The sequence below is a fragment of the Afipia massiliensis genome, from assembly GCF_001006325.2.
Classification (GTDB): domain Bacteria; phylum Pseudomonadota; class Alphaproteobacteria; order Rhizobiales; family Xanthobacteraceae; genus Afipia; species Afipia massiliensis_A.
On sequence record NZ_LBIA02000001.1, the window covers coordinates 1,836,094 to 1,860,112 of the forward strand.

Sequence of the window (24,019 nt, forward strand, 5' to 3'; positions counted from 1 at the left end):
CGGCTTTGCCGGGGATTGGATAAAACGGACAGGCATGGTTTCTGCTGATGGAGACCCCGAGGGGAAACCTTCCCACAGGCATGAGGCATGATGCGACGATTGATCCGTGCGGTTGTGCTGGTGGTGCTGGGGCTTCTGCTGCTGCCCTACGTGCTGACGCCGCTCTACAGCACCGGACATCCGATCTCGACGTTGATGATCGGGCGGTACCTCACGGGTGAAACCGTCACCCGCAAATGGGTCGATCTTGACCAGATGTCCGAGGCCCTGCCGCGCTCCGTGGTTGCTGCCGAGGATGCCAGATTCTGTTTCCATCACGGCATCGACTGGAATTCGGTCCGGAACATCATCGAGGATGCGCAGGACGGTGAGGTCGCGCGCGGCGGATCGACGATCACGCAGCAGGTGGCCAAGAACCTGTTTCTCTGGCCGGGCCGGAGCGTGATCCGCAAAGGGCTCGAGTTCCCGCTGGCGATGTGGATCGATCTGGTGCTGTCGAAAAAGCGCATTCTGGAGCTTTATCTGAACGTGGCGGAACTCGGCCCCAACGGTCAATTCGGCGCGGAGGCCGGTGCGAATTATGCCTTCGGTCGCCCAGCGTCGGCGCTTTCGGCTCGTGAGGCGGCTCTTTTGACCTCGATTCTGCCCAACCCGGTGACCAGAAGTGCCCGGAATCCGGGGCCGGGCGTGCGCCGAATGGCGGGGACTTACGTGGTCCGGGCCCAGTCAGCGGAAATCTCCGACTGTTGGGAGCGAAATCGCTGATTTTGGGCCTTTTTGACCCATTTTCTCGACTCCTGTGGTCTAGCTTTCGCGGCAACCTTCATCTATAAGCGCGGCCTCAATCCGAATTCTGGAGAGCCCCCGCCCGGCGGGTGAGCCTTGATTTAGAGGACGACGATCCCATGGCCGTTCCACGCAGGAAAACCTCGCCGTCACGTCGCGGCATGCGCCGCTCGGCGGACGCACTCAAGAAGCCGACTTATGTCGAGGACAAGGACTCGGGCGAACTGCGCCGTCCGCATCACCTCGACCTCAAGACCGGCATGTACAAGGGCCGCCAGGTCCTGAAGGTCAAGAAGGACTAAGGTCCGGATCGCGGCGCGCTGCCCTTCAAGCAGCGCGACCGCTGCGATGCTGGCGGAAGCGCGCGAACGCGTCTTCACAAGAACGCCACAGACGCATGTGACGCCTATCACAGGATACATTTTCAGAGAGAGCCTGCCGACGATGATCGGTTTTCCGCTGCTTCTGATTCCGTTCGCGATCTACAACATCTTCGTGTTCCTGATGCCGGGCGTGGTGTTCACCGCGCCGATCGCGAGCGTGACGCTAATGTCGGGCGTGCAGTGGTCGCCGACCTTCGGCGATGCGCTGCTGGCGCTTGGCATTGTTCTGCTGCTGTTCGAGGTCGTCAAAGCCGCACGTCCCGGTGCGCGATACCTGACCGATCATTTGCTGTCGCTGGTTGTATCGGGCGCTGCGGTTGCGGAGTTTCTGCTGCTCGTGCCGTTCGGCACCTCGACATTTTTCCTGCTGACAGTGCTGATGATCGTGGAGTTTCTTGCGGGCGTCTCCATCGGCTTCCGCAACCGGCATCGCCATGTGCCGGCGGCTGTGCCTGCCAGCGTTCCGCGCGAACCTGCGCCGGCACCAGTGCCCGTTCCAGCCAATCCCGCACCGGCCGAGCCGTCATTCGACCGGCCCCATCAGGATGTGAAGCCGGTTGAGCCGGTGCCTCCGCAGCCTGAGCCTGAAACTGCGCCTAAGCCTGAAATCGCACCGAAGCCGGTGCCGACGCTTGCCGTGATCCGCAATGCAGAAGGCACGGTTGCCGCGGAGCGGAAGATCTCCGACTGGAGTGTCAGCGATCTGGTGTCGGATCATGCGCCGGAGAGTCCGGCCAAAACGCCACCGAAGCCCTGAACCCTCACGCAGTCCGCGACAACACCTTGCCGAAGCCATTCGCGCCGCGCACCGTCGCGCGACTGTAAGCCCCGTGCGCAACGGCAGGCGCCTCACGGCGCAAGGTGCGCGTCTGAGGAGCCTGCTCAGCCATCGCGATCAGGTGCGCCACAAACGATGCATCCGGGCGAGCCATCCGTACCGCTGAAGCCCGGAGAGGGCGTTCGATGGGCACCAGGGCGCGGCTGGCGACCGGCTCTGTCTGCGAGGCTGCGCATGCTGCGGATGGCCCCGTAAGCAGACGAGGTCCGGTCTTCGATGTGATGCCTGAAATGATCATCGCGGGCAGCCTGTCTCATTTTGGGACGCAATGCGCCTTCTCCATGTGACATCGCAAGGGTCGTGCCGGATCTCGTCGGCAACCGATTGCCGGCTTCCGGACATTGATAACAAAGCGGTTTGTCGGATTGTTCAGGAAGTTGGCCTAGGCTGACGGGCGTTCGACGATTTACTCTTGGGTGTCGAATCACCCACGCCGTCCCGGAACGAGGCATCTTTGACAGTTAAACCGGTTCAAGCCTCGCTCCCTTCCGGCTCTGCCACTGCGCCTGGAGGCGCTTCGCTCATGCGCCGCGCCGGATCGGCCGCTGGAATTGATCTTCTCGAAGCTCTCGGACAGGCGAGTTTTTCGTGGGACATCGCCAGCGATACCCTGCACTGGAGCGACAATGCCGCGGCCGTGCTTCGCGACATTCCGCAACCGGCTTTGTCGAAGGCGGGCGAATTCTCGAAGCTGATCGAGCCGGCGCGCAACATCCGCACGGACGCGGTGCTGAATTCGACGGCGAGCGACAATGGCGAGGGCGTGCCTTACCAGATCGAATACGGGCTGCGTGCCGGCACGTCGTCGCCGATGCTCTGGATCGATGAGTACGGCAGATGGTTCGCCGGTGCGGACGGTAAGCCGTCGCGCGCGCATGGCATCGTTCGCATCAACAACGAACGCCACGCCCGGGATGAGCAACTGCTGAAGCTGTCGCAGGACGATCCACTCACCGGCGAGTTCAACCGCACGCGTCTGACGGCCGCGCTGGCCGAGGCGATCGAGGAAGCAGGCCGCTTTCGGTCGTCCTTTGCCTTCATGCTGGTCGGCATCGATCATCTTGCACAGATCAACGACGCTTTCGGCTACGAGATCGCCGATCAGGTCATTCTCGAAGTTGCCAAGCGCATTCGTGCGCGGCTGCGCGGCGGCGACGTGCTCGGGCGGTTTTCGGGCAATAAATTCGGACTGATCCTGAAGAATTGTTCGGTCGACGACATGCACGTTGCCGCCGAGCGCTTTCTTGCGGGCATCCGCGATGAGGTCGTGCCGACGCAATCCGGCCCGGTGGCGGTGACTGCCTCGATCGGTGCGATCAATGCGCTGCGCCACGCCAGCACGGTCGAGGAGGCGATGAGCCGGACTCAGGAAGCGCTGGATCTTGCCAAGGTGCGGCGCCGCGGCTCGCTGATGGTCTGGCGTCCGAATGTCGAGCGCGAGGCGCAACGCCGGGTCAACATCCGCGTCACCGACGAAATCGTCACGGCATTGAATGAGCGCCGCATCGTGATGGCCTACGAGCCGGTTGTGGCGACCATCTCGCGGCAGCCCGCGTTCCACGAATGTCTGGTGCGAATGCGGCAGGAGGACGGTGCGTATTCGCTGTCGCCGGACATCGTTCCGGTCGCCGAGAAACTCGGTCTGATCCGGCTGGTCGATCACCGGGTACTGGAACTCGTTGTCGCCGAATTGGCAGACGCGCCGCATGCGCAACTCAGCCTGAATATTTCACCCGATACGACGATGGACCCCGACTGGTGGGCCAGTATTGAATCGCTGATGCGGGCCTATCCCGGCGTCGCTGAGCGGTTGATCGTTGAGATCACCGAGACCGTCGCCATTCAGGACCTGGATGACGTTCGCGGGTTCGTCACGCGGCTGAAGAATTTCGGTAGCCGCATCGCCATCGACGATTTCGGCGCTGGCTACACGTCGTTCCGCAATCTGCGGAAGCTCGGCGTGGATATCGTGAAGATCGACGGCGCGTTCGTGCAGAATATCGCGCGCTCGTCGGATGATCGGGCGTTCGTGCAGACGCTGATCGATCTTGCGCACCGGCTCGGCATCAAGACGGTTGCCGAGTGGGTGCAGGACGAGGAATCGGCCAAGCTGCTGCAGGACTGGGGTTGCGATTACATTCAGGGACGGCTGACCGGGCTGGCTTCTCTGGCCAAGCCGTGGGCTGCTGCTGCAAAAACGCCGCTGCAAGGCGCGAAGCCCGCGGCGGCGATAGCGGCAAACTGACGTCGCAAATCAAAGTCAGTTGCGGCGGCAGACCTGCCGCCACAACACGCGGGCAGGTCAGGGTTCGCTCAGCTCTTGCTTTCCGATTCCCTGGACATCCGCTCAAGACGATCCTGCATCTCTTTCATCTGACGCTTGAGATCGTCGATGTCCGCCTCGGCCGGCTCGTTCGCGGTCGGCGGTGATTCGGCGGACGGAGTTTCCTTCCGCAGTGGCGCGCCGAACGGCTTGAACATCGCGAACGTTCGCTCGAACATTTCCATGTTGCGGCGAACGTGTTCTTCCAGCGGCGCGAACGGCGTGTTGCTGAAGGTGTTCGTCATCTGCTTGCGGAACTTTTCCTGTTCGCGCGTCAGGGTGTCGATGGATTGTTCGAGATATTTCGGCACCACCATCTGCATGCTGTCGCCGTAGAAGCGGATCAGCTGGCGCAGGAAGGTCGTCGGCAGCAGGTTCTGGCCGGCCTTGTTCTCCTGCTCGAAGATGATCTGGGCCAGGACCGAGCGCGTAATGTCGTCGCCGGTCTTTGCGTCATAAACGAGGAAGTCTTCGCCTTCCTTCACCATGGCGGCGAGATCCTCGAGCGTCACATACGTGCTGGTGCCGGTGTTGTAGAGGCGCCGATTTGCGTACTTCTTGATCGTAATGGGCTGGTCGGATTTTGCCATGGACTCACACATACCTAGCGAAAAGAGGAACCGGAGGACGTTGTCGAGGGCAGTGCAAACAATGCATCGCAATAAACTAAGCACTTTCAGAAAGGTACGGCTACCGTTTTGTGCAGGACGGTTAATGTCCGGGCAGGCCGGATCGGGGGAACCGCCTCGAAAACCGCCAGAATGCCTTTGGCCGATTGACACCAGAAGGCTAGGTTAAGAGGATAAGTACGAGAGCCCAGCCCGCCAGTCCGGCGGCTTCCCCTCGCGACCTCAAGCCCAGGAGATACCCATGACCGACGATGTCGTCATCGTCAGCGCCGCCCGCACTGCCGTCGGCAGCTTTAATGGTGCGTTCGCTAACACCCCCGCTCACGATCTCGGCGCCGTTGCCATCAAGGCCGCCCTGGAACGTGCGGGCATCGAGCCGGGCCGTGTGTCCGAAACCATCATGGGGCAGATTTTGACCGCTGCGCAGGGCCAGAATCCCGCGCGGCAGGCATCGATCGGGGCAGGCATCCCGGCGGCGAGCCCCGCCTGGGGCGTCAACATGCTGTGCGGATCGGGCCTGCGTTCGGTAGCGCTGGGCTATCAGGCCATCACCAACGGCGATTCCGAGATCGTTGTCGCCGGTGGTCAGGAATCCATGAGCATGGCTCCCCACGCGCAGTATCTGCGGGGCGGCGTGAAAATGGGTGCGCTCGAATTCGTCGATACGATGATCAAGGATGGTCTGTGGGATGCCTTCAACGGTTACCACATGGGCAACACCGCGGAGAACGTGGCGAAGCAGTACCAGATCACCCGCCAGCAGCAGGACGAGTTCGCCGTCGCGTCGCAGAATAAGGCCGAGGCCGCGCAGAAGGCCGGCAAGTTCAAGGATGAAATCGTTCCCTTCACGATCAAGACCCGCAAGGGCGACGTTGTTGTCGAGGCCGATGAATATCCGCGCCACGGCGCGTCGATGGATGCGATGGGCAAGCTGAAGCCGGCCTTCGAGAAGGACGGCTCGGTCACCGCGGGCAACGCATCCGGCATCAACGACGGCGCCGCTGCACTCGTGCTGATGAGCGCCAAGCAGGCCGCCAAGGAAGGCCGCACGCCGATCGCCCGCATCGTGTCGTGGGGGCAGGCAGGCGTCGATCCCGCGATCATGGGAACGGGGCCGATCCCGGCGTCGCGTGCGGCGCTGAGGAAGGCCGGCTGGAAGGCTGATGATCTGGATCTGATCGAGGCGAACGAGGCGTTTGCCGCACAGGCCTGCGCGGTCAACAAGGACCTCGGCTGGGATCCCGCGAAGGTCAACGTCAACGGCGGCGCGATCGCCATCGGTCATCCGATCGGTGCGTCGGGTGCGCGCGTGCTGGTCACGCTGCTGCATGAAATGCAGAAGCGCGATGCCAAGAAAGGCCTCGCCACGCTCTGCATCGGCGGTGGAATGGGAATCGCACTGTGCGTTGAACGATAAAATTCTGCGAACGCACTGCACAATACAAAATCAAAATGCCCGGCAATTTGCCGGGCATTTTTTCTTGCTGTTATCGCAATTGACCTGAATACTTGTTTTCCAAAAACGCTTCAGTGAACTGCGGAGGGGACACCTGATATGGCACGCGTGGCATTGGTAACTGGCGGAACGCGCGGCATCGGAGCTGCGATCAGCAAGGCTTTGAAGGCTGCGGGCTACAAGGTTGCGGCGAGTTACGCCGGCAATGACGAGGCCGCGGCGAAATTCAAGGCCGAGACGGGAATCCCCGTTTACAAGTGGGATGTCGGTGCGTTCGATGCGTGCGCAGACGGTGTGAAGAAAGTCGAGGCCGATATCGGGCCGATCGACGTGCTGGTCAACAATGCCGGCATCACCCGCGATGTGCCGTTTCACAAGATGTCGCTCGACCAGTGGAACGCGGTTATGAATACCAATCTCGGTTCGCTGTTCAACATGACGCGGCAGGTGATCGAAGGCATGCGCGGCCGCAAGTTCGGGCGCATCATCAACATTTCATCGATCAACGGGCAGAAGGGCCAGTTCGGGCAGGTCAATTATTCGGCGGCGAAGGCCGGGGACATCGGATTTACCAAGGCGCTGGCGCTTGAAAACGCGCGCGGCGGCATCACGGTGAACGCGATCTGCCCCGGCTATATCAACACCGAGATGGTGCAGGCGGTGCCGAAGGACGTCCTCGAGAAGAACGTGATCCCGCAGATTCCCGTCAACCGCCTCGGCGAGCCGGAAGAAATCGCGCGCGCAGTGGTGTTTCTCGCCGCCGATGAGTCCGGATTTGTCACCGGCTCGACGATGACCATCAATGGTGGACAATACCTGCAATAATCTCGAATACCGGGTTTGGGGTAAAGGATATGGCATTGTCGCGGATTGAATGTCATTGATCCGCGATGACGTCTTCGACCGCCACTCTTGTCGGCCTCACCGCCATTATCATGTGGTCGCTGCTCGCCGCGCTCACCGTCGCGACGGGCCGCGTACCGCCGTTTCAACTGCTGGCGATGACGTTCGCCATCGGCGCCTGCGTCGGTCCCTTGACCTGGCTGTGGCGGCCATCGGCTATTCGCGCCCTGCGGCAACCACTCGCAGTCTGGCTGGTCGGGATCGGCGGACTGTTCGGCTATCACGCGCTGTATTTTCTGGCCCTGCGTCTCGCGCCGCCGGCCGAAGCCGGGCTGCTGAACTATCTCTGGCCGCTGCTGATCGTGCTGCTCTCGTCGCTGCTGCCGGGCGAGCGGCTGGCGCTGCATCATATTGTCGGCGCGGTTCTCGGCTTTGCGGGGACGATCCTGCTGTTCGCCGGCAATAGCGGATCGTCACCCAATCCGGCGCATATTCCCGGCTTCGTCGCTGCTTTTGTCGCGGCGTTCGTGTGGGCGGGCTACTCCGTGATGTCGCGCAAACTCGCGGCGGTGCCGACCGACGCGGTTGCCGGATTTTGTCTTGCGACCGCACTGCTGGCTGCAATCTGTCATCTCGTTCTTGAGGTGTCCGTTTGGCCGGAGACGCCGATGCAATGGCTGGCCATCGTGGCGCTCGGAATCGGACCGGTGGGAATCGCTTTTTTCGTGTGGGACATCGGCATGAAGCGCGGCGACATCCGCGTGCTGGGCGCTGCGTCCTATGCCACGCCGCTGCTGTCGACCGCGTTTCTGATCATTGCTGGATTTGCGAAGCCCACCGCGACGCTGGCCATCGCAGCCGCACTGATCGCGGGCGGCGGGTTGATCGCGGCAAAGGACATGATCGTCAAACGATCCGCTTAGGTCGGCGACCACCCCGGCGGCGCGAGCTCGAATTTTGCAAAGTCGAAAGCGGGTGCGACCGTGCAGCCGACCAAAGTCCAGTCGCCGGTGCATTCCGCGGCCTGCCAGGCATGGGCCGGGACGACGGCCTGTGGCTGTTCTCCCGTCGTGAAATCGGGGCCGAGTTGGATCGCCCGCTCGCCGTTGCTGTCAGCGATCCGCAGCGTCAGCGCGCTGCCCGCATAGTAATGCCAGATCTCCGCCGCATCGACGCGGTGCCAGTGCGATCGTTCACCGCGCGCGAGCAGGAAGTAGATCGCGGTGGATGCTGCACGGCTGCCGTCGACAGTCTGCGGATCGCGAAAGGTCTCGCGATAGTGCCCACCTTCGGGATGTGGCTTCAGGCCGAGCCACGCGATGACGCCGCGCGCGCTCAACCCGGCTTTGATATCCCTCATGCCTTGTTCTTGCGCTCGCGCAGTTCGCCGAAAACTTCTGCCGGGCTTTTGCCGGCGAGGCCGACGGCTGATGCGACGGCCGGGACATCCGCGCGCAGAAACGTGTTGGCTTCCTTCTCGTCGCGGATCAGCGTCGGAATCGTCGGCTGGTTCGCGGCGCGCAGCTTTGCCACTTCCTCGGCGCGGGCTTTCAGCGCCGGATTGTTCGGCTCGATCCCGAGCGCGAACTTGACGTTGGATGCGGTGTATTCGTGGCCGCAAAAAACCCGCATGTCGTTCGGCAACGCGCGCAGCTTCAGCAGCGACTCCCACATCATCGGATAGGTGCCCTCGAAGACACGGCCGCAGCCGATCGAAAACAGCGTATCGGCGCAGAACAGCGCACGATCCTCGTCGAACACGTAACTGATGTGATCCAAAGTGTGGCCTGGGGTTTCCAGCACGCGTGCGCTCAGGTTGCCGACCTTTACCGCGGCACCTTCCTTGACGCGCTCATCGACAAGCGGAATCGCCGCGGCCTTGTCGTGCGGCGCGACCACCCGGCAATCGTACTTTGTCTTGAGTTCGGCGATCCCCCCGACATGATCCATGTGGTGGTGGGTGACGAGAATGTCGGTTAGTGTCCAGCCTTCACGCTGCAGCGCCTTGATGATGGGGCCTGCTTCCGGCGCGTCGATCGAGGCGGTGGCCTTGGTGACCGGATCGTGAATGAGATAGCCGAAATTGTCGGACAGGCAGGGGAACAGGCGAATCTCGGCAGCCATGACGTCTCCATTCATCGAGAATGGCTCACGCTATCACGCCCTCATTCACGAGTGAAATACGTTAACGCCGTTCCGGAGATCGCCTCGCGGCCGCTGCACGACGCTGTTCCCCGTGATAGGCTAGTGTGGCGGCTCGCAAGTCCGCATCATTTCTACGGCGCTGTATTTTGCGGACTTGCGAGCTTAAGCCACACTAGAACTATAGTTTTCTAGTGTCCTTTCAAATCCGAAGTTCGCTTGGGAGCGTGCTGCGAAATGAAACGAACTTCGGATTTGGGACACTAGCGCCATGACCATCGACGTGATCGATCTTCGCAATTTCTATTCGCAGCGCCTCGGTGCGGTGGCGCGGCGGCTGATCAGTCGCGGCATTCAGCGGCACTGGCCAGATGCGGATGGCTTGCGCGTTGCAGGTCTCGGTTATCCGACGCCCTATCTCGGCCTGTTTCGCGAGGATGCCGAACGCTGCATAGCGCTAATGCCGGCAGCCCAAGGCGTTTTGAAATGGCCGACGGCGCGTCCGACCCTGTCGACGCTGGTCGATGAATTTTCATTGCCGTTGGCGGATGCTGCGGTCGATCGCATCCTGCTGGTTCACGCGCTGGAAATATCGGACGACCCGGAAGGGCTTCTGCGTGAGGTGTGGCGCGTGCTTGCGCCGTCGGGGCGGATGATGGCGATCATTCCCAATCGGCGCGGCGTATGGACGCGGACCGACAATACGCCGTTCGGGCACGGCCGGCCTTACTCCAGGTCGCAGATTACCCAACTGTTGCGGCAGACATGGTTCACGCCGACGGCATGGGGTGAGGCGTTGTTCGTGCCGCCATTCCAGAGTGCATGGGTGCTGCGTTCAGCAGTGGCCTGGGAACGGATGAGTGCTGCGGTATCATCACCGTTCGCCGGCGTTCATATCGTGGAGGCGTCGAAGCAGGTCTATCGCGCGATCCCGGCGCACCGCGAGCGCACACGCCTCATTCCGTCGATGCCGCCTGTTCTCCTGCCAACGCCGACCCGGCGCAACGATCGGCCCGCAACCCACTAAATCACCGCTTGAATCAAAATGGCCCGCCTGAGGTTCACTCAGGCGGGCCATCGTGTTGTTATGGAGTGTTGTTATGGAGTGTTGTCACGGACATGCCATCATGGGCATGACATCAGGTTGCGCAGCTTACTCGCTGGCCGATTCCACCGGAGGCTGAGCGGCCCCTTCAGGGCGCGGGCCGGGCGGACGACGCCGGCGGCGATGACCGAAACGCTCGCCGTTGCCCGGATTGACGTTGCCCTCAGTGCTGGGTCCGTTTGGCTGCGGCTGTGCGCCACCGGTAATGAAGGACGGAAGGCGGTCAACCTGATCGCCTTCGGACGGCTGTACTGACGGCTGCGGCTGCGAACGATTGTCGCGATCGCGGAAGTTCTCGCGCGGCGGATGCTGCTCACGCGGAAAGGGCTGTTGTTCGCGGGGTTGAAACTGCGGTTGCGGCTGCGGCTGATGCCCTGGCGCAAAGCCGGGTTCGGCGCCGAAGTTGGAATAGCTGTCGCTGTCGTCGCCACCGTCGTCGTGTGCATCGCCATCGGCGCGCGGCATCGGCGGCTGCTGTTGCGGCTGGTTCTGGCGGAACTGCTCCTGCGCCGCGGCGATCAGCCGGAAATAGTGTTCGGCGTGCTGGTAATAATTCTCGGCAGCAACCGGATCGCCCGACGAGCGCGCATCGCGCGCGAGCTGGACATATTTCTCTGCAACGTGAGAAGCGGTGCCGCGAATCTTGATGTCCGGTCCGTTGGATTCGAACACCCGGGTCATCGGGTTCTGACCGCGCCGGTTGTTGTTATTGTTATTATTGTTGTTGTTATTATTCCGGCTGCGCATGCGCTTGTTGTTATTCGGGCCGTTTCTCATGTGGTGCCTTTTACCGATTCTGGATCGTGGTGATTGATGTGCGGACACGGCGCAGTGCATTCGCGCAGGCGGCGATACCGTAAATATTCAGACCGTGGTTGTCGTACTTCGCGTTCAACAAGGACGCGTTCTCCAAATGCCCGAAGGCAATGAGCCATCTGGGCCGGATCAGCCTGAGCCAACAGGCGCGATGTTTTGCAGTTGAGTGTACAAGCGCAATATCAGGCTTTCGTTCGCTTCGCGGTCTCAAGCAGCGCAGCTCTTTCAGCCTTCGCGCTCGTCATGACCTGCCTTTTTGGAACCTTTCACTCGGCGGGCATCTCTTGCGAGACTTTTGGCTCGACCCGTCATTTCTGAGCGGGGGCCGCGACCCTGAACCGATGTTGTGGCCGGAACGTAGTCGCTCCGGGGCAATATTCCAAGAGGTTTTTTCTGGTCCGAACCCCCTTTAAATCGCCGTTTTTCGCCCCATGACAGCACGAAAAGTACCGCCCAGATCGGCCCTGGGCGAGGACGATAGGGTTAATCCTGCCGTGCGCATCAACGCGCTCACCTGCGTGCTTTGGTCGTGTCCGACCTCGAAGATCAGAACCCCGTCTGGAGCGAGCAGGGTCGCCGCCTGAGGCGTAATTACGCGATACGCGTCGAGGCCGTCTGCGCCGCCGTCGAGCGCCAGATGCGGGTCATGATCCCGGACATCGCGGTCGAGGGAGGCAATCTCCGCGGAGCGGATGTAGGGCGGATTCGACACGATCAGATCGAATGGGCCGGACAGCGCCGCCGCATAGTCGCATTGCACGAACGAGGACCGGCCGGCGAGGCCGAGCCGGAGCGCATTCAATTCGGCGGTCGCCAGCGCGGCCATACTGATGTCGGTACCAATGCCCGTGGCGTTTGGAAGCTCCGACAGCAGCGCCAGCAGGATCGCACCGGAGCCGGTGCCGATATCGACGATGCGCAGCGCCCTGGTCGCGCGAGACTCATTCTGGAGAATTTCAAGCGCTGCGGCGACGACGGTTTCGGTATCGGGACGCGGGACCAGTGTGGCGTCCGACAGGCGAAGATCAAGTCCCCAGAACTCCTTGTGGCCGAGAATGCGTGCAACCGGCTCGTGCGTCATCCGGCGCTGCGTGAAAGAGACGATGGTTGTTTCCTCAACGCCGGTGATCAGGCGCGAAGCCTGCGTCGCGAGGCCGGTGTGGTCGAGACCCAGCGCCGCGCCGATCAGCATCCGCGCGTCGAGGTCTGGCGATTCGATGCCGTTTGCTCTGAGCTGTGATGCCAATACGCGCCGCGCCGCCTCGATGGTCAATCCAGCGAACGGGCCGCCGGCGCTCACGACACGTTGCCCTGTTCCGCCATTTGCGCCGCCTGATGCTCGGTGGTCAGCGCGTCGACCAGTTCGCCCAAGGCGTCGCCTGCGATGACCTGCGGCAATTTGTAAAGCGTGAGATTGATGCGGTGGTCGGTGACGCGGCCCTGCGGGAAATTGTAGGTCCGGATGCGCTCAGAGCGGTCGCCGGAGCCGACCTGGCCCTTGCGCTCTGCTGAGCGCTCGGAATCGAGGCGCTGTCTTTCGGCATCGTAAATACGCGAGCGCAGGATGTTCATCGCGCTGGCGCGGTTCTTATGCTGCGAGCGGCTGTCCTGCATCATCACGACGATGCCGGTCGGGATATGCGTGATGCGGATCGCGGACTCGGTCTTGTTGACGTGCTGGCCGCCGGCGCCCTGCGCGCGCATGGTCTCGATCCGCAGATCGTCGTTCTTGATGGCGACGTCGACATCTTCGGCCTCGGGAAGCACTGCCACCGTCGCCGCCGAGGTATGGATACGTCCTTGCGTCTCAGTGTCGGGCACACGCTGCACGCGATGCACGCCGGATTCAAACTTCAGCTTGGCGTACGCGCCGCGGCCCTGCACCTCGGCGACAATTTCCTTGTAGCCGCCCATGGTGCCCTCGGAGGCGGAAATCAGGTCGACCTTCCAGCCCTGCAACGACGCGAAGCGCTCGTACATCCGGAACAGGTCGCCGGCGAACAGCGAGGCCTCGTCGCCGCCGGTACCGGCGCGGATTTCGAGCACCACGTTTCGCTCGTCCATCGCATCCTTGGGCAACAGGGCGATGCGAATATCCTGCGCGAGTTCGTCGCGCCGCTCTTCAAGTTGCGGCCGTTCGCTCTCCGCCATCGCCCGCATGTCGGGTTCGATGGCCGGGTCGGCGATCAGCGCATCGATGCCGGCGATTTCATCGGCGGCTGCGCGGTACGCCTTCACGGCGTCGACCACTGGCGTCAGTTCGCTCAACTCGCGGGTGATGCGGACATAGGTTTCCGAATTCACCTGGCCGAGCAATTCGGCTTCGAGCGAAGCGTGACGTGCCAGCAAGGTATCGAGTTTGGCTTCGGGCAGCGTGGTCATGGGTCTCGATCAATCAAGGTGAATTCAGCGGCGGTTTCGGAAGGTCCGGAAAGCGTCGCTACAACGAAAGCCCTTCGGCTTCGGCGAATTCCATCAGCTTGCTGCGGATCGAGACGCTTCCGGCCGGCGCATCCAGCAGCGGGGTGATCATCGCTTCGGCCTTCTTGGCATCGAGATCGAGAATCAGCGCCTTCACCGGACCGTGCGCGGTCGCCGACAGCGACAGCGAGCGATAGCCGAGCGCGATCAGCGCCAGTGCCCCGAGCGGTTGTGAGGCCATTTCACCGCAGAGCGAAACGGATTTGCCGGCGGCATTCGCTTTCCTTGCGATGTCGCGCAAGGCGCGCAGGATCGGCGCCGACAGCGTATCGAAGCGATCGGTGACCCGCGAGTTACCGCGATCGACCGCGAACAGAAACTGGAACAGGTCGTTCGAGCCGACCGACACGAAGTCGACCCGCTTCAGCAACTCGTCCATCTGATAGAGCAGCGCCGGAACTTCGACCATGGTGCCGACATCGACGCGCTCGGGCAGCGTATGTCCGTGCTGGCGCAGATAGGTCAGTTCGCGCTCGATCACGAGCTTGGCCTGATCGAATTCATCGACCTGCGAGATCATCGGAAACATCACGCGCAGATATCGCCCGGAAGCGGCGCGCAGCAGCGCGCGGATTTGTCCGCGCAGCAGGCCCGGCCGGTCCAGCCCCAGGCGGATCGCGCGCCAGCCCAGCGCCGGATTTTCCTCGACGATCGTGTCCATGTACGGCAGCGCCTTGTCGCCGCCGATGTCCAGCGTGCGGAAGGTCACTGGCTTGTCGCCGGCCGCGTCGAGTACGGTGCGATAGAGCGAGAGCTGTTCGCTGGTGCGCGGCAGGCTTTGCCCGACCATGAACTGCAGTTCGGTCCGGAACAATCCGATGCCAGACGAGCCGGTGTCATCGATGTGGGGCAGATCGATCACGAGACCGGCGTTGATCATCAGGTCGATAGGCTGGCCGTCCCTGGTGACGCAGGGTTTGTCGCGCAGCTCGCGATACTGCTCCTGCCGTCGCGCGCGGAAGCGGACGCGTTCGGCATAGGCCGACTGGATTTCGTTCGACGGGCGGATGTAGATCGAGCCCGAGGTGCCGTCGACGATGATCGCGTCGCCGGGATCGGCGATACCTGCGGCGTTCGGTACTTCGCCCACCGCCGGAATGCCGAGCGCCCGCGCCACGATCGACACATGCGAGTTCGCGGTGCCTTCTTCGAGCACCAGTCCGCGCAGCCGTTTGCGGTCATAGTCGAGCAGTGCCGCCGGGCCCATCGAGCGCGCGATCAGGATCGCATTGTCGGGCAGTTGCTCGCGCGACGGCGCGTGATCCTGTCCGACGAGCTGGCGCATCAGGCGATGGCCGAGATCTTCCAGATCGTGCAGGCGGTCGCGCAGATAGGGATCGGTCGAGCGCAGCATGCGGGCGCGGGTGTCGGACTGCACGCGCTCGACCGCGGCTTCGGCGGTGAGGCCGGTCGCGACCGCTTCGTGCAACTTGTGCTGCCAGCCCTGGTCGTTGGCGAACATGCGATAGGCTTCGAGCACATCGCGGTGTTCGCCGCCCTCGGCGACGTCGCCGCGCTCCAGCATCCGGTCGAGATCGGCGCGCAGCTTCAGGATCGCGGTATCGAGCCGCTTCAGCTCCTTCGGCAGATCTTCGGCGATGTAGTTGGTGATCACGACGCGCGGTTCGTGCAGCACCACATGGCCGAGCGCGATACCGTCCGACAGGATCGCGCCGGTCTTGTGCAACGAATGGCGTGCAGCGGGCTCCGCGCCGGGCTTGGCGATGGCCGACAGTTCGCCCGAGGCGATCATTTCCGCGACCACCATGGCGGTGGTCTGCAGCGCCTCGACTTCCTCTTCGACGTAGGTGCGGTGGGCGCGGTTCTGCACCACCAGCACGCCGAGCGTGTTGCCGGATCGCAGGATCGGCACGCCGAGGAACGAATGGTAGATTTCTTCGCCGGTTTCCGGACGATACGAGAACGCCGGATGCGACTGCGCGTTCGACAGGTTCAGCGGCGTCGCCTCGGAGGCAACGAGGCCGACAAGGCCCTCATGGGCGTTCAGCACCGTCTGGTGGACCGCGTCCCGGTTCAGACCTTCGGTGGCATAAAGCTCAAGGGTGTTGTCGACGCGCAGCACGTAGGTCGAACAGACCTCCGCCACCATATTGGCGGCGATCAGCACCACGATCTTGTCGAGCCGCTCCTGAGCGCTGACCTGTTCGGCCATCACTTCGCGGAGCCGTCTCAACAAGACGCGGGGGCCTCCCAGCGCGCTCCGCATCCGTTGACATCCTTACCCGCAATTCCAGCGCGGCCCGCGACCGGCTGCGATAGCGTTAACTAGCAGTAAAATAACGACTTTTCAGGTCTCGCGTGGACCGCTTGGCCGGCTTCCGGACGTGTCTGACGGTCCAGAACCAGAGGCGCGGGCGCGGGTGCCTTGTCCTGAGGCTATATCGAATTGAGGCGCGTTTTGCCAAGCAAAACACCTGCCAAAGATGAGAGGCAGTCCAGCAAAATGGCCTCGGCATAAAGCCGCGGCGACGGACTGCGTAGAAAGAATTTAGGCCTGATCCAGCCCGTAAAGCGTATGCAGCGTTCTGACAGCCAGTTCGGTATAGGCCGCGTCGATCAGCAGCGAGAACTTGATCTCGGATGTGGTGATGGCGCGAATATTGATGTTGCGCTCGGACAGCGCCTTGAAGGCCTGTGCGGCGACGCCGGCATGGCTTCGCATGCCGATGCCGATCACCGAGACCTTGGCGACGTCGGTAGCCGAATCCATCGCCTTGTAGCCGATCTTGTCCTTGGCCTTGGCGATGGTGTCCTTGGCGCGGGTGTATTCCGAGGCTGGAACGGTGAAGGTGAGGTCGGTGGTCTTGCCGTCCTCCGACACGTTCTGCACGATCATGTCGACGTTGATGCTGGCGTCGGCCAATGGGCCGAAGATGGCGGCAGCCACGCCGGGCTTGTCGTCGATCTGGCGCACGGAGATCTGGGCTTCGTCCTTCGAGAACGCGATACCGGTGACGACTTGGCTCTCCATGATTTCCTCCTCGCTGCAAATCAGCGTTCCCGGCGGCGTGCCGTGGGGGTCGATATCTTCCGGCTTGTCGAAGCTTGAGCGCACGAACACCGGCACATTGTGAACCATGCCCAGTTCCACGGAGCGGACCTGAAGCACCTTGGCGCCTTGCGACGCCATTTCCAGCATTTCCTCGAACGCGACCTTCTCGAGCCGCCGCGCTTTCGGCACGACGCGCGGGTCGGTCGTATAGACGCCATCGACGTCGGTGTAGATGTCGCAGCGGTCGGCCCGGATCGCGGCCGCGATCGCAACGGCTGACGTGTCGGAGCCGCCGCGCCCGAGCGTGGTCACGCGTCCCGTCGGCTGATGGATGCCCTGGAAACCGGCGACGACGGCAACTTCCTTGCGTTCCTTGAATCGCTTGATCAGTTCGCCGCCGTCGATTCCGGTGATGCGCGCGGACGCATGCGCGTCGCTGGTCAGGATCGGAATCTGCCAGCCCTGCCAGGAGCGGGCCTGGATGCCGAGCGACTGCAGCACGATGGCGAGCAGTCCCGCAGTGATCAACTCACCCGAGGCGACGATGGCATCGTATTCGCGCGCGTCGTGCAGCGGCGAGGCTTCGCTCGCCCAGGCCACCAGTTCATTGGTTTTGCCGGACATGGCCGACACCACCACGGCGACGTCATGACCGGCATCGACCTCGCGCTTCACATGCTGCGCGACGTTGCGAATGCGGTCGATGTTGGCGACGGACGTGCCGCCGAATTTCATCACAAGGCGACCCATGGTGGATGGCGCTGTCCCGGTTCGGTTGTTGTCAGTAAGGAGCCAGTTCCGCGCAAAACGGCAGCACGGCCCCGAAAAGGCGGCTATACATACCCATCGGGTCGCGAGCAAGCAACACAGGACGAGAATGGGCCGCTATGTCGACGATATCCTGCAGCCGGGCGAGAAGGTCCTGTATTCCACCACGATACACGGGATCATCTATGTCCCGGGTCTGGTTTGCCTGGCGGTCGCCGGGGCCTGTCTGGTCGGCTCGGGCGGCGGGGTCATCTTGCCGCTGCTGGTGGTGAGCGCTCTTCTGGCGCTTCTGGGCGGCGTTCTGCTGTTTCGGGCCTGGTTCCAGCGCTGGACGACGGAAACGGACGTAACCTCGCTGCGGCTGGTTCACAAGGAAGGCTTTATCAAGCGCCAGACCTTTGAGATGAGTTTGGATAAAGTCGAAAGTGTCGATGTTAACCAGAGTATTGCGGGCCGGCTTTTTGGGTGGGGAGATGTCACCGTTAATGGTGTCGGGGAGGGCACCAAGACGATAAAGATGATCGGCGCGCCGGTCGAATTCCGCAACCACATCACGGCTCGCTAGCGCGCAAACTCTTTCGGCCCGACAGGCGCCAACCGGACAAGACCATCGGTATGACTACAAATTCTCCATCTGCGTCCACGGTCGATCCCGGCGAAGTCGCGCGGTTCTCGCAACTGTCCGAACAGTGGTGGGACCCGAAGGGCAAGATGGCGCCGCTGCACAAGATCAACCCGCTGCGGCTGGCCTATATCCGTGACGCGGCGTGCCGCAAGTTCGATCGCAACCCGAAGAGCCTGAACTGTCTGGCGGGATTGCGCATCCTCGATATCGGTTGCGGCGCGGGACTGCTGTGCGAGCCGCTGACGCGTCTCGGCGCGCAGGTGATCGGCGTCGATCCGTCGGACACCAACATCGCGGTCGCCAAACTTCATGCCGAGCGGGGTCACCTCAGCATCGACTATCGCTGCACCACCATCGAAGAGATGGACCCGCGCGAGCGCTTCGACATCGTGCTGGCGATGGAAGTGGTCGAACACGTCGCCAATGTCGGAATGTTCCTCGACCGCTGCGCCGCGCTGCTCAAGCCGACCAGCATGATGGTCGCATCGACCATCAACAGGACATGGAAGAGCTTCGCGCTGGCGATCGTCGGAGCCGAGTACGTGTTGCGCTGGCTGCCGCGCGGCACCCATCAGTGGGACAAGTTCGTCACGCCGGTGGAACTGAAGCAGCATCTGGAGCGCAACAAGCTTGCCATCAGCGATCAGGCAGGCGTGGTCTACAATCCGCTCGCGGACCGCTGGAGCCTCTCCTCCGATATGGATGTGAACTACATGCTGGTCGCCGAAGCGGCGAGCTAGGACATACGCAACGCCGGCATGATATCATGCCGGTTGACCGCAGGCTGCTGACCGGGCCTTAAAGAATGCGGCGCTCCCGCTGCTCTGGCCTCGTCCTTCATCATGACCCAGCTCATTTGGCTCTGGATCCCCTTCACGCTGCTGGCAGCGGCAGGTCAGGTCGTGCGCAACGCCATGCAGCGCGGGCTGACCGCTCAGCTCGGCACGCTCGGGGCGACCCATATCCGCTTTCTGTTCGGGTTTCCGTTTTCACTGATTTTTCTCGGATTGATTCTTGCCGCCACCGGCGATCGGCTGCTGTGGCCCGAGACCGGCTTCTGGGCGTGGCTGGTTGTCGGCGGCATGGCGCAGATTCTCGCCACCGCCCTGATGCTGATGGCCATGAACGAGCGGTCGTTTGTGGTGACGACGGCCTATCTCAAGACCGAGGCGATTCAGGCGGCGATCTTTGGTTTTGTATTTCTCGCGGACCATCTCACCGCGCTGAAGGTCGCAGCCATTCTGATTGCCACCGTCGGCGTAGTGATCACAGCATTGCGGCCCGGCGGCATGAAGGGGTTCGGCAATCTGAAGCCCACGGTGCTCGGCCTTGTGGCGGCCGCGTTCTTTGCATTGTCGGCGGTCGGCTATCGCGGCGCCATCCTCAATGTCACCGGGGTGAGTTTCGTCACCGCGGCGAGCCTGACGCTGGTGGCGACGCTGCTGATGCAGACCGTCGTGCTGTCGGGCTGGCTGATCGTGCGCGCGCCCGGAACGATGACGGCGATCTTCCGGCTCTGGAAGCCCTCGATGTTCGCGGGCTTCACCGGATCGTTCGCGTCATTGTTCTGGTTTCTCGCCTTCGCGCTCACTGCTGCGGCGAATGTCCGGACGCTGGCGCTGATCGAGGTGCTGTTCGCGCAAGGCGTGGCTTACTATTCGATGAAGCAGGCAATATCGCTGCGGGAAATCTCCGGCATCGTGCTGATTCTGATCGGCGTTGCGATGCTGGTGGCGGGCTAGTTCCTGTCGCCGGGCAGAATCGGCAGCGGGGCCACCTCAACGCCTTCGTCGATCAGCGCGCGGGCCTCTTCGGTGGTTGCCTCGCCGTAGATCGCGCGATGCTCGATGTCGCCGTAGTGCATCTTGCGGGCTTCATCCGGAAACTTGTTGCCGACATTGTCCGCGTTCTTGAGCACGTGGTCGCGTAGTTCTTTCAGCTTTGAAAGAAGCTCGCGCTCCTGCGGCGCCATCACCAGCGATGTCGATGCTGAATCCTCGGCGGGGGCGGCCACGGGCTCCGGTGCCGATCTGGATTTGCCCTTGCGCGCGATGCGCGGCGCCATGATCGCTTTTTCGACCTTGGTGGAGTCGCAGGCCGGACAGGCGACGAGCCCGCGCTTGTGCTGGCTGTCGTAAGCCGCAGAACTCTGGAACCAGCTCTCGAACGCGTGGCCGTGGTCGCAACGCAGCGCATAGCGGATCATACTGATCCCCGCACGAGATGCAGATGCTCCGGTCCGGCCTTCGGGTCGGAGAGGCCGAAGCGGCGGCCATGCTGCAGGGAGGGAATACTTTTGCGGACCGCCAGGACTTTCGCCGGATCGATCTTCGCCAGCACCACGCCGGGCTCGACGCCGCCTTCGGCGAGGATTTCGCCCCATGGATCGACGATCAGCGAATGGCCGTAGGTCTCGCGGCCGCTTTCGTGCTTGCCGGCCTGCGCGGCCGCGAAGATGAAGCAGCCGTTCTCGATGGCGCGGGCACGCAAGAGCGTGCTCCAGTGGGCCTCGCCGGTCCTGACCGTGAACGCGGACGGCACCGTGATGAACGACGCGCCGGCTTCGGCGAGCGCACGATAGAGCGCTGGAAAGCGCACGTCGTAGCAGATCGTCAGTCCAATGCGGCCCCACGGCAGATCGGAGATGACGGCGGTTTCGCCCGGCTGATAGTTGGCGGACTCGCGGTAGCTCTCGCCGCCGTCGAGTTCGATGTCGAACATGTGGATCTTGTCGTAGCTGGCAAGAATGTTGCCGTCCGGCGCAATCAGGAACGAACGATTGGCCGCGCGCTCGGGATTGGCGCGCACCGCGAGCGAACCGATGTGCAGGTAGATTTTCAGCTCGCGCGCCAGCTCGCGATAGGCCTTGAGCGAACGGTCGTCTTCTTCACTCGCGAGCAACTCAAACAGCGCCTTGCGGTTCTGCTGAATTATGTTGGAGACCTCGGGCGTCTGGACGTAGTTCGCGCCATTGTCCTTCGCCTCGCGGATCAGCGCGATGCCCTGGGCGAGACTCGTTTCCGGCAGCATGGCGGTGCGCATCTGCACCATCGCTGCGGTGAAGGGAGCGCCGGTTTCAATGCTGGCTGTCATGACGAGACCTTCTGACCGGCGAGCAGGCCGTCGAGCCTGCCTTCGCGATCGAGCGCGTAGAGATCGTCGCAGCCGCCGACGTGCGTCTTGTCGATGAAGATTTGCGGAAACGTCGCGCCGCCCTTCGAACGCTGAACCATCTCCGCGCGCCAGTTCGGATCGACCGCGACATCGAATTCGGTAAAGGCCGCGCTCTTGCGCGTCAGCAGCGATTTGGCAGCGCTGCAGTAGCCGCATCCGGGACGGGTGTAGATCTCGATATGTGCAGCCATGACTTGCCTTTACGAATGGGAAGAACCCAAAACGAACGGGGAAGAACCTAAATTATATGGGGGCCTGAAGTGTGTCCACAACCCGCGAGAACACCAGCACATCCACCGACGCAGCCCTGGCCCGCAACAATGCGCGTGCGCAGGCGTCAACTGTCGCGCCGGAGGTCAAAACGTCGTCAATCAGCACGATCCGGCGGCCCTGCACGATGGATTTGTTCTCCGGCGGGACCTTGAACGCGCCCTGCACATTGAGCGCCCGATCCGCTCTGGAGAGACCGACCTGTTGCAGTGTCGGCCGCACGCGATGAAGGGCGTTGCCGATCACCGGCAGATTCGCGGATTTGCCCATCACACTCGCCAGCGCGCCGGACTGGTTGTAGCGGCGACTCCAGCCGCGCCGCCAGTGCAGCGGTACCGGTATCAGCGCATCAGCCTCGCCGAGAAGTTCCTGACCGGCACGGACCATCCAGCGGCCCATGGTGGGCGCGAGATCGCTGCGGTCCTGATACTTCAGCGCATGGACCATGGTGCGCGCCACCTCGTCGTAACGGACGGCGGCGCGGGCGCGCTGATAGGCTGGCGGATCGGCGATGGCCTGCATCGACAACAGACCCGGTCCCGGATCGTAGACGAAGGGAATGCCCAGCCGCGCGCAGAACGGCGGCGCGATGAACGACAGTTTCGCCCAGCATGTCGCACAGACGCCTTCACCGGCGACCGGCTCGCGGCAGGAGACGCAAAGCGTCGGCAAGGCGATGTCGAGGGCAAGGCGCGGCAGCGAGGCGAGGGCGGAGCTGCAGGCCCGGAGCGCGCCAAAAAACGGTTGACGCAACCGGCTGCGCAACCGGCCTGAAGGATGTGACGATGCCTGATCGAGCCCCGACATATTTTTCCTTGTCCCGGAAGACTAGAGTCAAATTCACGAATATTGAAGCGGGGAGCGGTGAGTTTTTGTTGACCTCTCCCGTGGGGAGAGGTCGGATCGCTCTTGCGATCCGGGTGAGGGGTACGCTCTCACGATAGATTCTACGCCCTCACCCCAGCCCTCTCCCCACGGGAGAGGGAGTTCAATCGCACGTGCGGCGAAGCAAGCGGTTCAATTGAAGGGGATCACTCTCTAGGCATCCGCCGGACTCAAGCGGGTGTGCTTAAGGAATTGCCAGACCAGTCTTTGAGGGCGTACCTACGGCCATGACCTCGTCCCCGACCGATACGCCGCCCCGCCTGTTTGATCGCGCTGTATTGCGTGCCCGGCAGAGCCGCGCGTTGCGGCAGGGCTCTGCGTCCTTCCTGCTCGATCGCGTGGCGGAGGACATGGCGGAACGGCAACAGGCCGTGCTTCGTGAGTTTTCAGCAGGCATCGATCTCGGCACGCCGGGAGATCAGGTGCGCGCCGCGCTCATGGGAAGCGTCGGACAATTGCATGCGGTGGCGTTGCCGATTTCCGATAGCGAGCCGTTAGCGCTGATACCGGCCTCCATCGATCTTGCGGTCTCCGCACTGGCGCTGCAGTTCGTCAATGACCTGCCGGGAGTTCTCGCGCAAATCCGCCGCGCCCTGAAGCCGGACGGGTTGTTTCTCGCGGCGATGATCGGCGGTGAAACGCTGACCGAACTGCGGCAGTCGTTTGCTGCGGCGGAATCCGAGGTTGAAGGCGGCGTGTCGCCGCGGGTGGCGCCGTTCGCGGACCTGCGTGATCTCGGCGCGCTGCTGCAACGTGCGGGCTTCGCGTTGCCGGTGACCGATGTGGATCGCATCGTCGTGCGTTACGACAACGCGTTCGCGCTGATGCAGGATCTGCGGCGGATGGGCGCGACCAATATCCTGAACGAACGCCGCCGCACGCCGTCGCGCCGCGCCACGTTTCTCAAGATGGCGCAGGTCTATGCTGAGCGCTTTTCCGATCCGGACGGGCGCATCCGCGCGACGTTCGATATCGTCTGGCTGTCGGGATGGGCGCCGCACGAAAGCCAGCAGAAGCCGCTGAAGCCCGGTTCGGCGAAAATGTCGCTGGCGGACGCGGTGAACAAGGCGCGGGAGCCGAAAACGTGATGCCTGGCCGTGCGCGATCTCCCTCCACGTCGTCCCGGTCTCTCTCCGGTCGTCCCCGCGAAAGCGGGGACCCATACGCCCTGAGTTATCGATCTTGCGCTGATGTTCGTCCGGCTCTTTGTCACCACAACGTTCGGTGGTTATGGGTCCCCGCTTTCGCGGGGACGACATCGTGGGTGTGATGAGCATCTCGCATTATTTTCCAGATTCAGTTGTCAAACAGCCACTTGCGTTCAGCCACGCATCATCGTTCTCGCGCCACGCGCGAGGTGCGCTTTGAGTTCTGCCCCTTCAACGATGAGGGGCATGGAGCGCCGCGAGGCGCACCTTGTCTTGTTTCGCTTCCGGCATCGCTTGCGAGGCGATGATGTGTCCGGAAGCGCATCGCCTTGCG

25 protein-coding genes are annotated in these 24,019 nt (G+C 62.7%); 12 read left to right on the forward strand and 13 right to left on the reverse strand.

Features of this window, described 5'->3' with window-relative positions; genetic code table 11:
• Positions 1–90 precede the first annotated feature (90 nt).
• From mtgA to YH63_RS08685, 3 genes are all read left to right on the forward strand, one after another.
• Entirely contained in the window at positions 91–765 is a 675-nt protein-coding gene (mtgA, locus tag YH63_RS08675) for a monofunctional biosynthetic peptidoglycan transglycosylase (RefSeq protein WP_046829652.1), read from the forward strand.
• A 140-nt stretch (positions 766–905) separates the two neighbouring features.
• Positions 906–1,088, forward strand: a complete 183-nt coding sequence (gene rpmF / locus YH63_RS08680) for a 50S ribosomal protein L32 (RefSeq protein WP_002713690.1) — start codon at positions 906–908, stop codon at positions 1,086–1,088.
• A gap of 142 nt (positions 1,089–1,230) precedes the next feature.
• Entirely contained in the window at positions 1,231–1,926 is a 696-nt protein-coding gene (locus YH63_RS08685; RefSeq protein WP_046829651.1) for a hypothetical protein, read from the forward strand.
• A 4-nt stretch (positions 1,927–1,930) separates the two neighbouring features.
• On the opposite strand, the gene YH63_RS21810 is transcribed toward YH63_RS08685, so the two are convergent.
• Entirely contained in the window at positions 1,931–2,101 is a 171-nt protein-coding gene (locus YH63_RS21810; RefSeq protein WP_246658028.1) for a hypothetical protein, read from the reverse strand.
• Positions 2,102–2,530: 429 nt separating this feature from the next.
• Between YH63_RS21810 and YH63_RS08695 the strand changes: the two genes are divergently transcribed.
• Positions 2,531–4,252: a bifunctional diguanylate cyclase/phosphodiesterase gene (locus YH63_RS08695; RefSeq protein ID WP_046827950.1), complete on the forward strand. Its 1,722-nt coding sequence runs from the start codon at positions 2,531–2,533 to the stop codon at positions 4,250–4,252.
• Positions 4,253–4,320: 68 nt separating this feature from the next.
• Here the strand turns inward: YH63_RS08695 and phaR are convergent, their stop codons facing one another.
• On the reverse strand, positions 4,321–4,920 hold the full coding sequence (gene phaR, locus YH63_RS08700) for a polyhydroxyalkanoate synthesis repressor PhaR (RefSeq protein ID WP_046827949.1): 600 nt from the start codon (positions 4,918–4,920) through the stop codon (positions 4,321–4,323).
• Positions 4,921–5,200: 280 nt separating this feature from the next.
• On the opposite strand from phaR, the gene YH63_RS08705 reads away from it, so the two are divergent.
• The 3 genes from YH63_RS08705 (at position 5,201) to yddG (ending at position 8,181) form a co-directional block, all read left to right on the forward strand.
• A complete protein-coding gene (locus tag YH63_RS08705) occupies positions 5,201–6,376 on the forward strand; it encodes an acetyl-CoA C-acetyltransferase (protein WP_046827948.1) in 1,176 nt (391 codons plus the stop codon).
• A gap of 138 nt (positions 6,377–6,514) precedes the next feature.
• Positions 6,515–7,240, forward strand: coding sequence for an acetoacetyl-CoA reductase (phbB, locus tag YH63_RS08710; protein WP_046827947.1), 726 nt, complete (start codon positions 6,515–6,517; stop codon positions 7,238–7,240).
• Positions 7,241–7,305: 65 nt separating this feature from the next.
• Positions 7,306–8,181 carry an aromatic amino acid exporter YddG gene (yddG, locus tag YH63_RS08715; RefSeq protein ID WP_046827946.1) on the forward strand — a complete coding sequence of 292 codons (876 nt, stop codon included), beginning with the start codon at positions 7,306–7,308 and terminating at the stop codon, positions 8,179–8,181.
• Here yddG and YH63_RS08720 read toward each other — a convergent pair.
• Positions 8,178–8,618 carry a cupin domain-containing protein gene (locus tag YH63_RS08720; RefSeq protein ID WP_046827945.1) on the reverse strand — a complete coding sequence of 147 codons (441 nt, stop codon included), beginning with the start codon at positions 8,616–8,618 and terminating at the stop codon, positions 8,178–8,180. The genes yddG and YH63_RS08720 overlap by 4 nt on opposite strands.
• A complete protein-coding gene (gene gloB, locus YH63_RS08725; RefSeq protein ID WP_046827944.1) occupies positions 8,615–9,382 on the reverse strand; it encodes a hydroxyacylglutathione hydrolase in 768 nt (255 codons plus the stop codon). The genes YH63_RS08720 and gloB overlap by 4 nt, the downstream gene beginning before the upstream one ends.
• A 289-nt stretch (positions 9,383–9,671) precedes the next feature.
• On the opposite strand from gloB, the gene YH63_RS08730 reads away from it, so the two are divergent.
• Complete coding sequence (locus YH63_RS08730) at positions 9,672–10,427, forward strand: methyltransferase domain-containing protein (RefSeq protein WP_046827943.1); 756 nt, start codon at positions 9,672–9,674, stop codon at positions 10,425–10,427.
• A 126-nt stretch (positions 10,428–10,553) separates the two neighbouring features.
• Here the strand turns inward: YH63_RS08730 and YH63_RS08735 are convergent, their stop codons facing one another.
• From YH63_RS08735 to YH63_RS08755, 5 genes are all read right to left on the reverse strand, one after another.
• Entirely contained in the window at positions 10,554–11,282 is a 729-nt protein-coding gene (locus YH63_RS08735) for a DUF4167 domain-containing protein (RefSeq protein ID WP_046827942.1), read from the reverse strand.
• 448 nt (positions 11,283–11,730) lie between these two features.
• On the reverse strand, positions 11,731–12,621 hold the full coding sequence (prmC, locus tag YH63_RS08740) for a peptide chain release factor N(5)-glutamine methyltransferase (protein ID WP_046827941.1): 891 nt from the start codon (positions 12,619–12,621) through the stop codon (positions 11,731–11,733).
• Complete coding sequence (gene prfA / locus YH63_RS08745) at positions 12,618–13,703, reverse strand: peptide chain release factor 1 (protein WP_046827940.1); 1,086 nt, start codon at positions 13,701–13,703, stop codon at positions 12,618–12,620. The genes prmC and prfA overlap by 4 nt, the downstream gene beginning before the upstream one ends.
• A gap of 58 nt (positions 13,704–13,761) precedes the next feature.
• Positions 13,762–16,029: a phosphoenolpyruvate--protein phosphotransferase gene (gene ptsP / locus YH63_RS08750; RefSeq protein ID WP_046827939.1), complete on the reverse strand. Its 2,268-nt coding sequence runs from the start codon at positions 16,027–16,029 to the stop codon at positions 13,762–13,764.
• Between the two features lie 282 nt (positions 16,030–16,311).
• Positions 16,312–17,565, reverse strand: a complete 1,254-nt coding sequence (locus tag YH63_RS08755; protein ID WP_046827938.1) for an aspartate kinase — start codon at positions 17,563–17,565, stop codon at positions 16,312–16,314.
• A 127-nt stretch (positions 17,566–17,692) separates the two neighbouring features.
• Between YH63_RS08755 and YH63_RS08760 the strand changes: the two genes are divergently transcribed.
• The 3 genes from YH63_RS08760 to YH63_RS08770 all read left to right on the forward strand — a co-directional run bounded on the left by YH63_RS08760 (position 17,693) and on the right by YH63_RS08770 (position 19,950).
• Positions 17,693–18,148 (forward strand): PH domain-containing protein, encoded by a 456-nt coding sequence (locus tag YH63_RS08760; protein ID WP_046829650.1) that lies wholly within the window; start codon positions 17,693–17,695, stop codon positions 18,146–18,148.
• Between the two features lie 50 nt (positions 18,149–18,198).
• Complete coding sequence (gene ubiG / locus YH63_RS08765; protein WP_046827937.1) at positions 18,199–18,948, forward strand: bifunctional 2-polyprenyl-6-hydroxyphenol methylase/3-demethylubiquinol 3-O-methyltransferase UbiG; 750 nt, start codon at positions 18,199–18,201, stop codon at positions 18,946–18,948.
• A 102-nt stretch (positions 18,949–19,050) separates the two neighbouring features.
• Complete coding sequence (locus tag YH63_RS08770; RefSeq protein WP_046827936.1) at positions 19,051–19,950, forward strand: DMT family transporter; 900 nt, start codon at positions 19,051–19,053, stop codon at positions 19,948–19,950.
• On the opposite strand, the gene YH63_RS08775 is transcribed toward YH63_RS08770, so the two are convergent.
• Genes YH63_RS08775 through YH63_RS08790 form a run of 4 tightly spaced genes read right to left on the reverse strand, consistent with a single transcriptional unit; the run spans position 19,947 to position 22,459 of the window.
• The gene (locus tag YH63_RS08775; protein ID WP_046827935.1) at positions 19,947–20,414 is read right to left on the reverse strand and encodes a DUF1178 family protein; all 468 of its coding nucleotides are present in this window, start codon (positions 20,412–20,414) and stop codon (positions 19,947–19,949) included. The genes YH63_RS08770 and YH63_RS08775 overlap by 4 nt on opposite strands.
• Entirely contained in the window at positions 20,411–21,301 is an 891-nt protein-coding gene (locus YH63_RS08780; protein WP_046827934.1) for a carbon-nitrogen hydrolase family protein, read from the reverse strand. Before YH63_RS08780 ends, YH63_RS08775 begins: the two co-directional genes overlap by 4 nt.
• Complete coding sequence (gene grxC / locus YH63_RS08785) at positions 21,298–21,573, reverse strand: glutaredoxin 3 (RefSeq protein WP_046827933.1); 276 nt, start codon at positions 21,571–21,573, stop codon at positions 21,298–21,300. Before grxC ends, YH63_RS08780 begins: the two co-directional genes overlap by 4 nt.
• 52 nt (positions 21,574–21,625) lie before the next feature.
• Positions 21,626–22,459 (reverse strand): ComF family protein, encoded by an 834-nt coding sequence (locus YH63_RS08790; protein WP_046827932.1) that lies wholly within the window; start codon positions 22,457–22,459, stop codon positions 21,626–21,628.
• 305 nt (positions 22,460–22,764) lie between these two features.
• Here YH63_RS08790 and YH63_RS08795 point away from each other — a divergent pair, with 305 nt between their 5' ends.
• Positions 22,765–23,625: a methyltransferase domain-containing protein gene (locus YH63_RS08795; protein WP_046827931.1), complete on the forward strand. Its 861-nt coding sequence runs from the start codon at positions 22,765–22,767 to the stop codon at positions 23,623–23,625.
• Positions 23,626–24,019 lie beyond the last annotated feature (394 nt).

What these genes read in the sequence shown, in the direction of transcription:
- YH63_RS08795 (WP_046827931.1), top strand. Translation starts at nt 22,765, where the DNA reads ATGACCTCGTCCCCGACCGATACGCCGCCCCGCCTGTTTGATCGCGCT.
- YH63_RS08790 (WP_046827932.1), bottom strand. Translation starts at nt 22,459, where the DNA reads ATGTCGGGGCTCGATCAGGCATCGTCACATCCTTCAGGCCGGTTGCGC.
- YH63_RS08770 (WP_046827936.1), top strand. Translation starts at nt 19,051, where the DNA reads ATGACCCAGCTCATTTGGCTCTGGATCCCCTTCACGCTGCTGGCAGCG.
- YH63_RS08735 (WP_046827942.1), bottom strand. Translation starts at nt 11,282, where the DNA reads ATGAGAAACGGCCCGAATAACAACAAGCGCATGCGCAGCCGGAATAAT.
- phaR (WP_046827949.1), bottom strand. Translation starts at nt 4,920, where the DNA reads ATGGCAAAATCCGACCAGCCCATTACGATCAAGAAGTACGCAAATCGG.
- ubiG (WP_046827937.1), top strand. Translation starts at nt 18,199, where the DNA reads ATGACTACAAATTCTCCATCTGCGTCCACGGTCGATCCCGGCGAAGTC.
- grxC (WP_046827933.1), bottom strand. Translation starts at nt 21,573, where the DNA reads ATGGCTGCACATATCGAGATCTACACCCGTCCCGGATGCGGCTACTGC.
- YH63_RS21810 (WP_246658028.1), bottom strand. Translation starts at nt 2,101, where the DNA reads ATGGCTCGCCCGGATGCATCGTTTGTGGCGCACCTGATCGCGATGGCT.
- YH63_RS08760 (WP_046829650.1), top strand. Translation starts at nt 17,693, where the DNA reads ATGGGCCGCTATGTCGACGATATCCTGCAGCCGGGCGAGAAGGTCCTG.
- YH63_RS08755 (WP_046827938.1), bottom strand. Translation starts at nt 17,565, where the DNA reads ATGGGTCGCCTTGTGATGAAATTCGGCGGCACGTCCGTCGCCAACATC.
- phbB (WP_046827947.1), top strand. Translation starts at nt 6,515, where the DNA reads ATGGCACGCGTGGCATTGGTAACTGGCGGAACGCGCGGCATCGGAGCT.
- yddG (WP_046827946.1), top strand. Translation starts at nt 7,306, where the DNA reads ATGACGTCTTCGACCGCCACTCTTGTCGGCCTCACCGCCATTATCATG.
- YH63_RS08730 (WP_046827943.1), top strand. Translation starts at nt 9,672, where the DNA reads ATGACCATCGACGTGATCGATCTTCGCAATTTCTATTCGCAGCGCCTC.
- YH63_RS08705 (WP_046827948.1), top strand. Translation starts at nt 5,201, where the DNA reads ATGACCGACGATGTCGTCATCGTCAGCGCCGCCCGCACTGCCGTCGGC.
- YH63_RS08720 (WP_046827945.1), bottom strand. Translation starts at nt 8,618, where the DNA reads ATGAGGGATATCAAAGCCGGGTTGAGCGCGCGCGGCGTCATCGCGTGG.
- YH63_RS08775 (WP_046827935.1), bottom strand. Translation starts at nt 20,414, where the DNA reads ATGATCCGCTATGCGCTGCGTTGCGACCACGGCCACGCGTTCGAGAGC.
- gloB (WP_046827944.1), bottom strand. Translation starts at nt 9,382, where the DNA reads ATGGCTGCCGAGATTCGCCTGTTCCCCTGCCTGTCCGACAATTTCGGC.
- ptsP (WP_046827939.1), bottom strand. Translation starts at nt 16,029, where the DNA reads ATGCGGAGCGCGCTGGGAGGCCCCCGCGTCTTGTTGAGACGGCTCCGC.
- YH63_RS08695 (WP_046827950.1), top strand. Translation starts at nt 2,531, where the DNA reads ATGCGCCGCGCCGGATCGGCCGCTGGAATTGATCTTCTCGAAGCTCTC.
- YH63_RS08780 (WP_046827934.1), bottom strand. Translation starts at nt 21,301, where the DNA reads ATGACAGCCAGCATTGAAACCGGCGCTCCCTTCACCGCAGCGATGGTG.
- YH63_RS08685 (WP_046829651.1), top strand. Translation starts at nt 1,231, where the DNA reads ATGATCGGTTTTCCGCTGCTTCTGATTCCGTTCGCGATCTACAACATC.
- prfA (WP_046827940.1), bottom strand. Translation starts at nt 13,703, where the DNA reads ATGACCACGCTGCCCGAAGCCAAACTCGATACCTTGCTGGCACGTCAC.
- mtgA (WP_046829652.1), top strand. Translation starts at nt 91, where the DNA reads ATGCGACGATTGATCCGTGCGGTTGTGCTGGTGGTGCTGGGGCTTCTG.
- rpmF (WP_002713690.1), top strand. Translation starts at nt 906, where the DNA reads ATGGCCGTTCCACGCAGGAAAACCTCGCCGTCACGTCGCGGCATGCGC.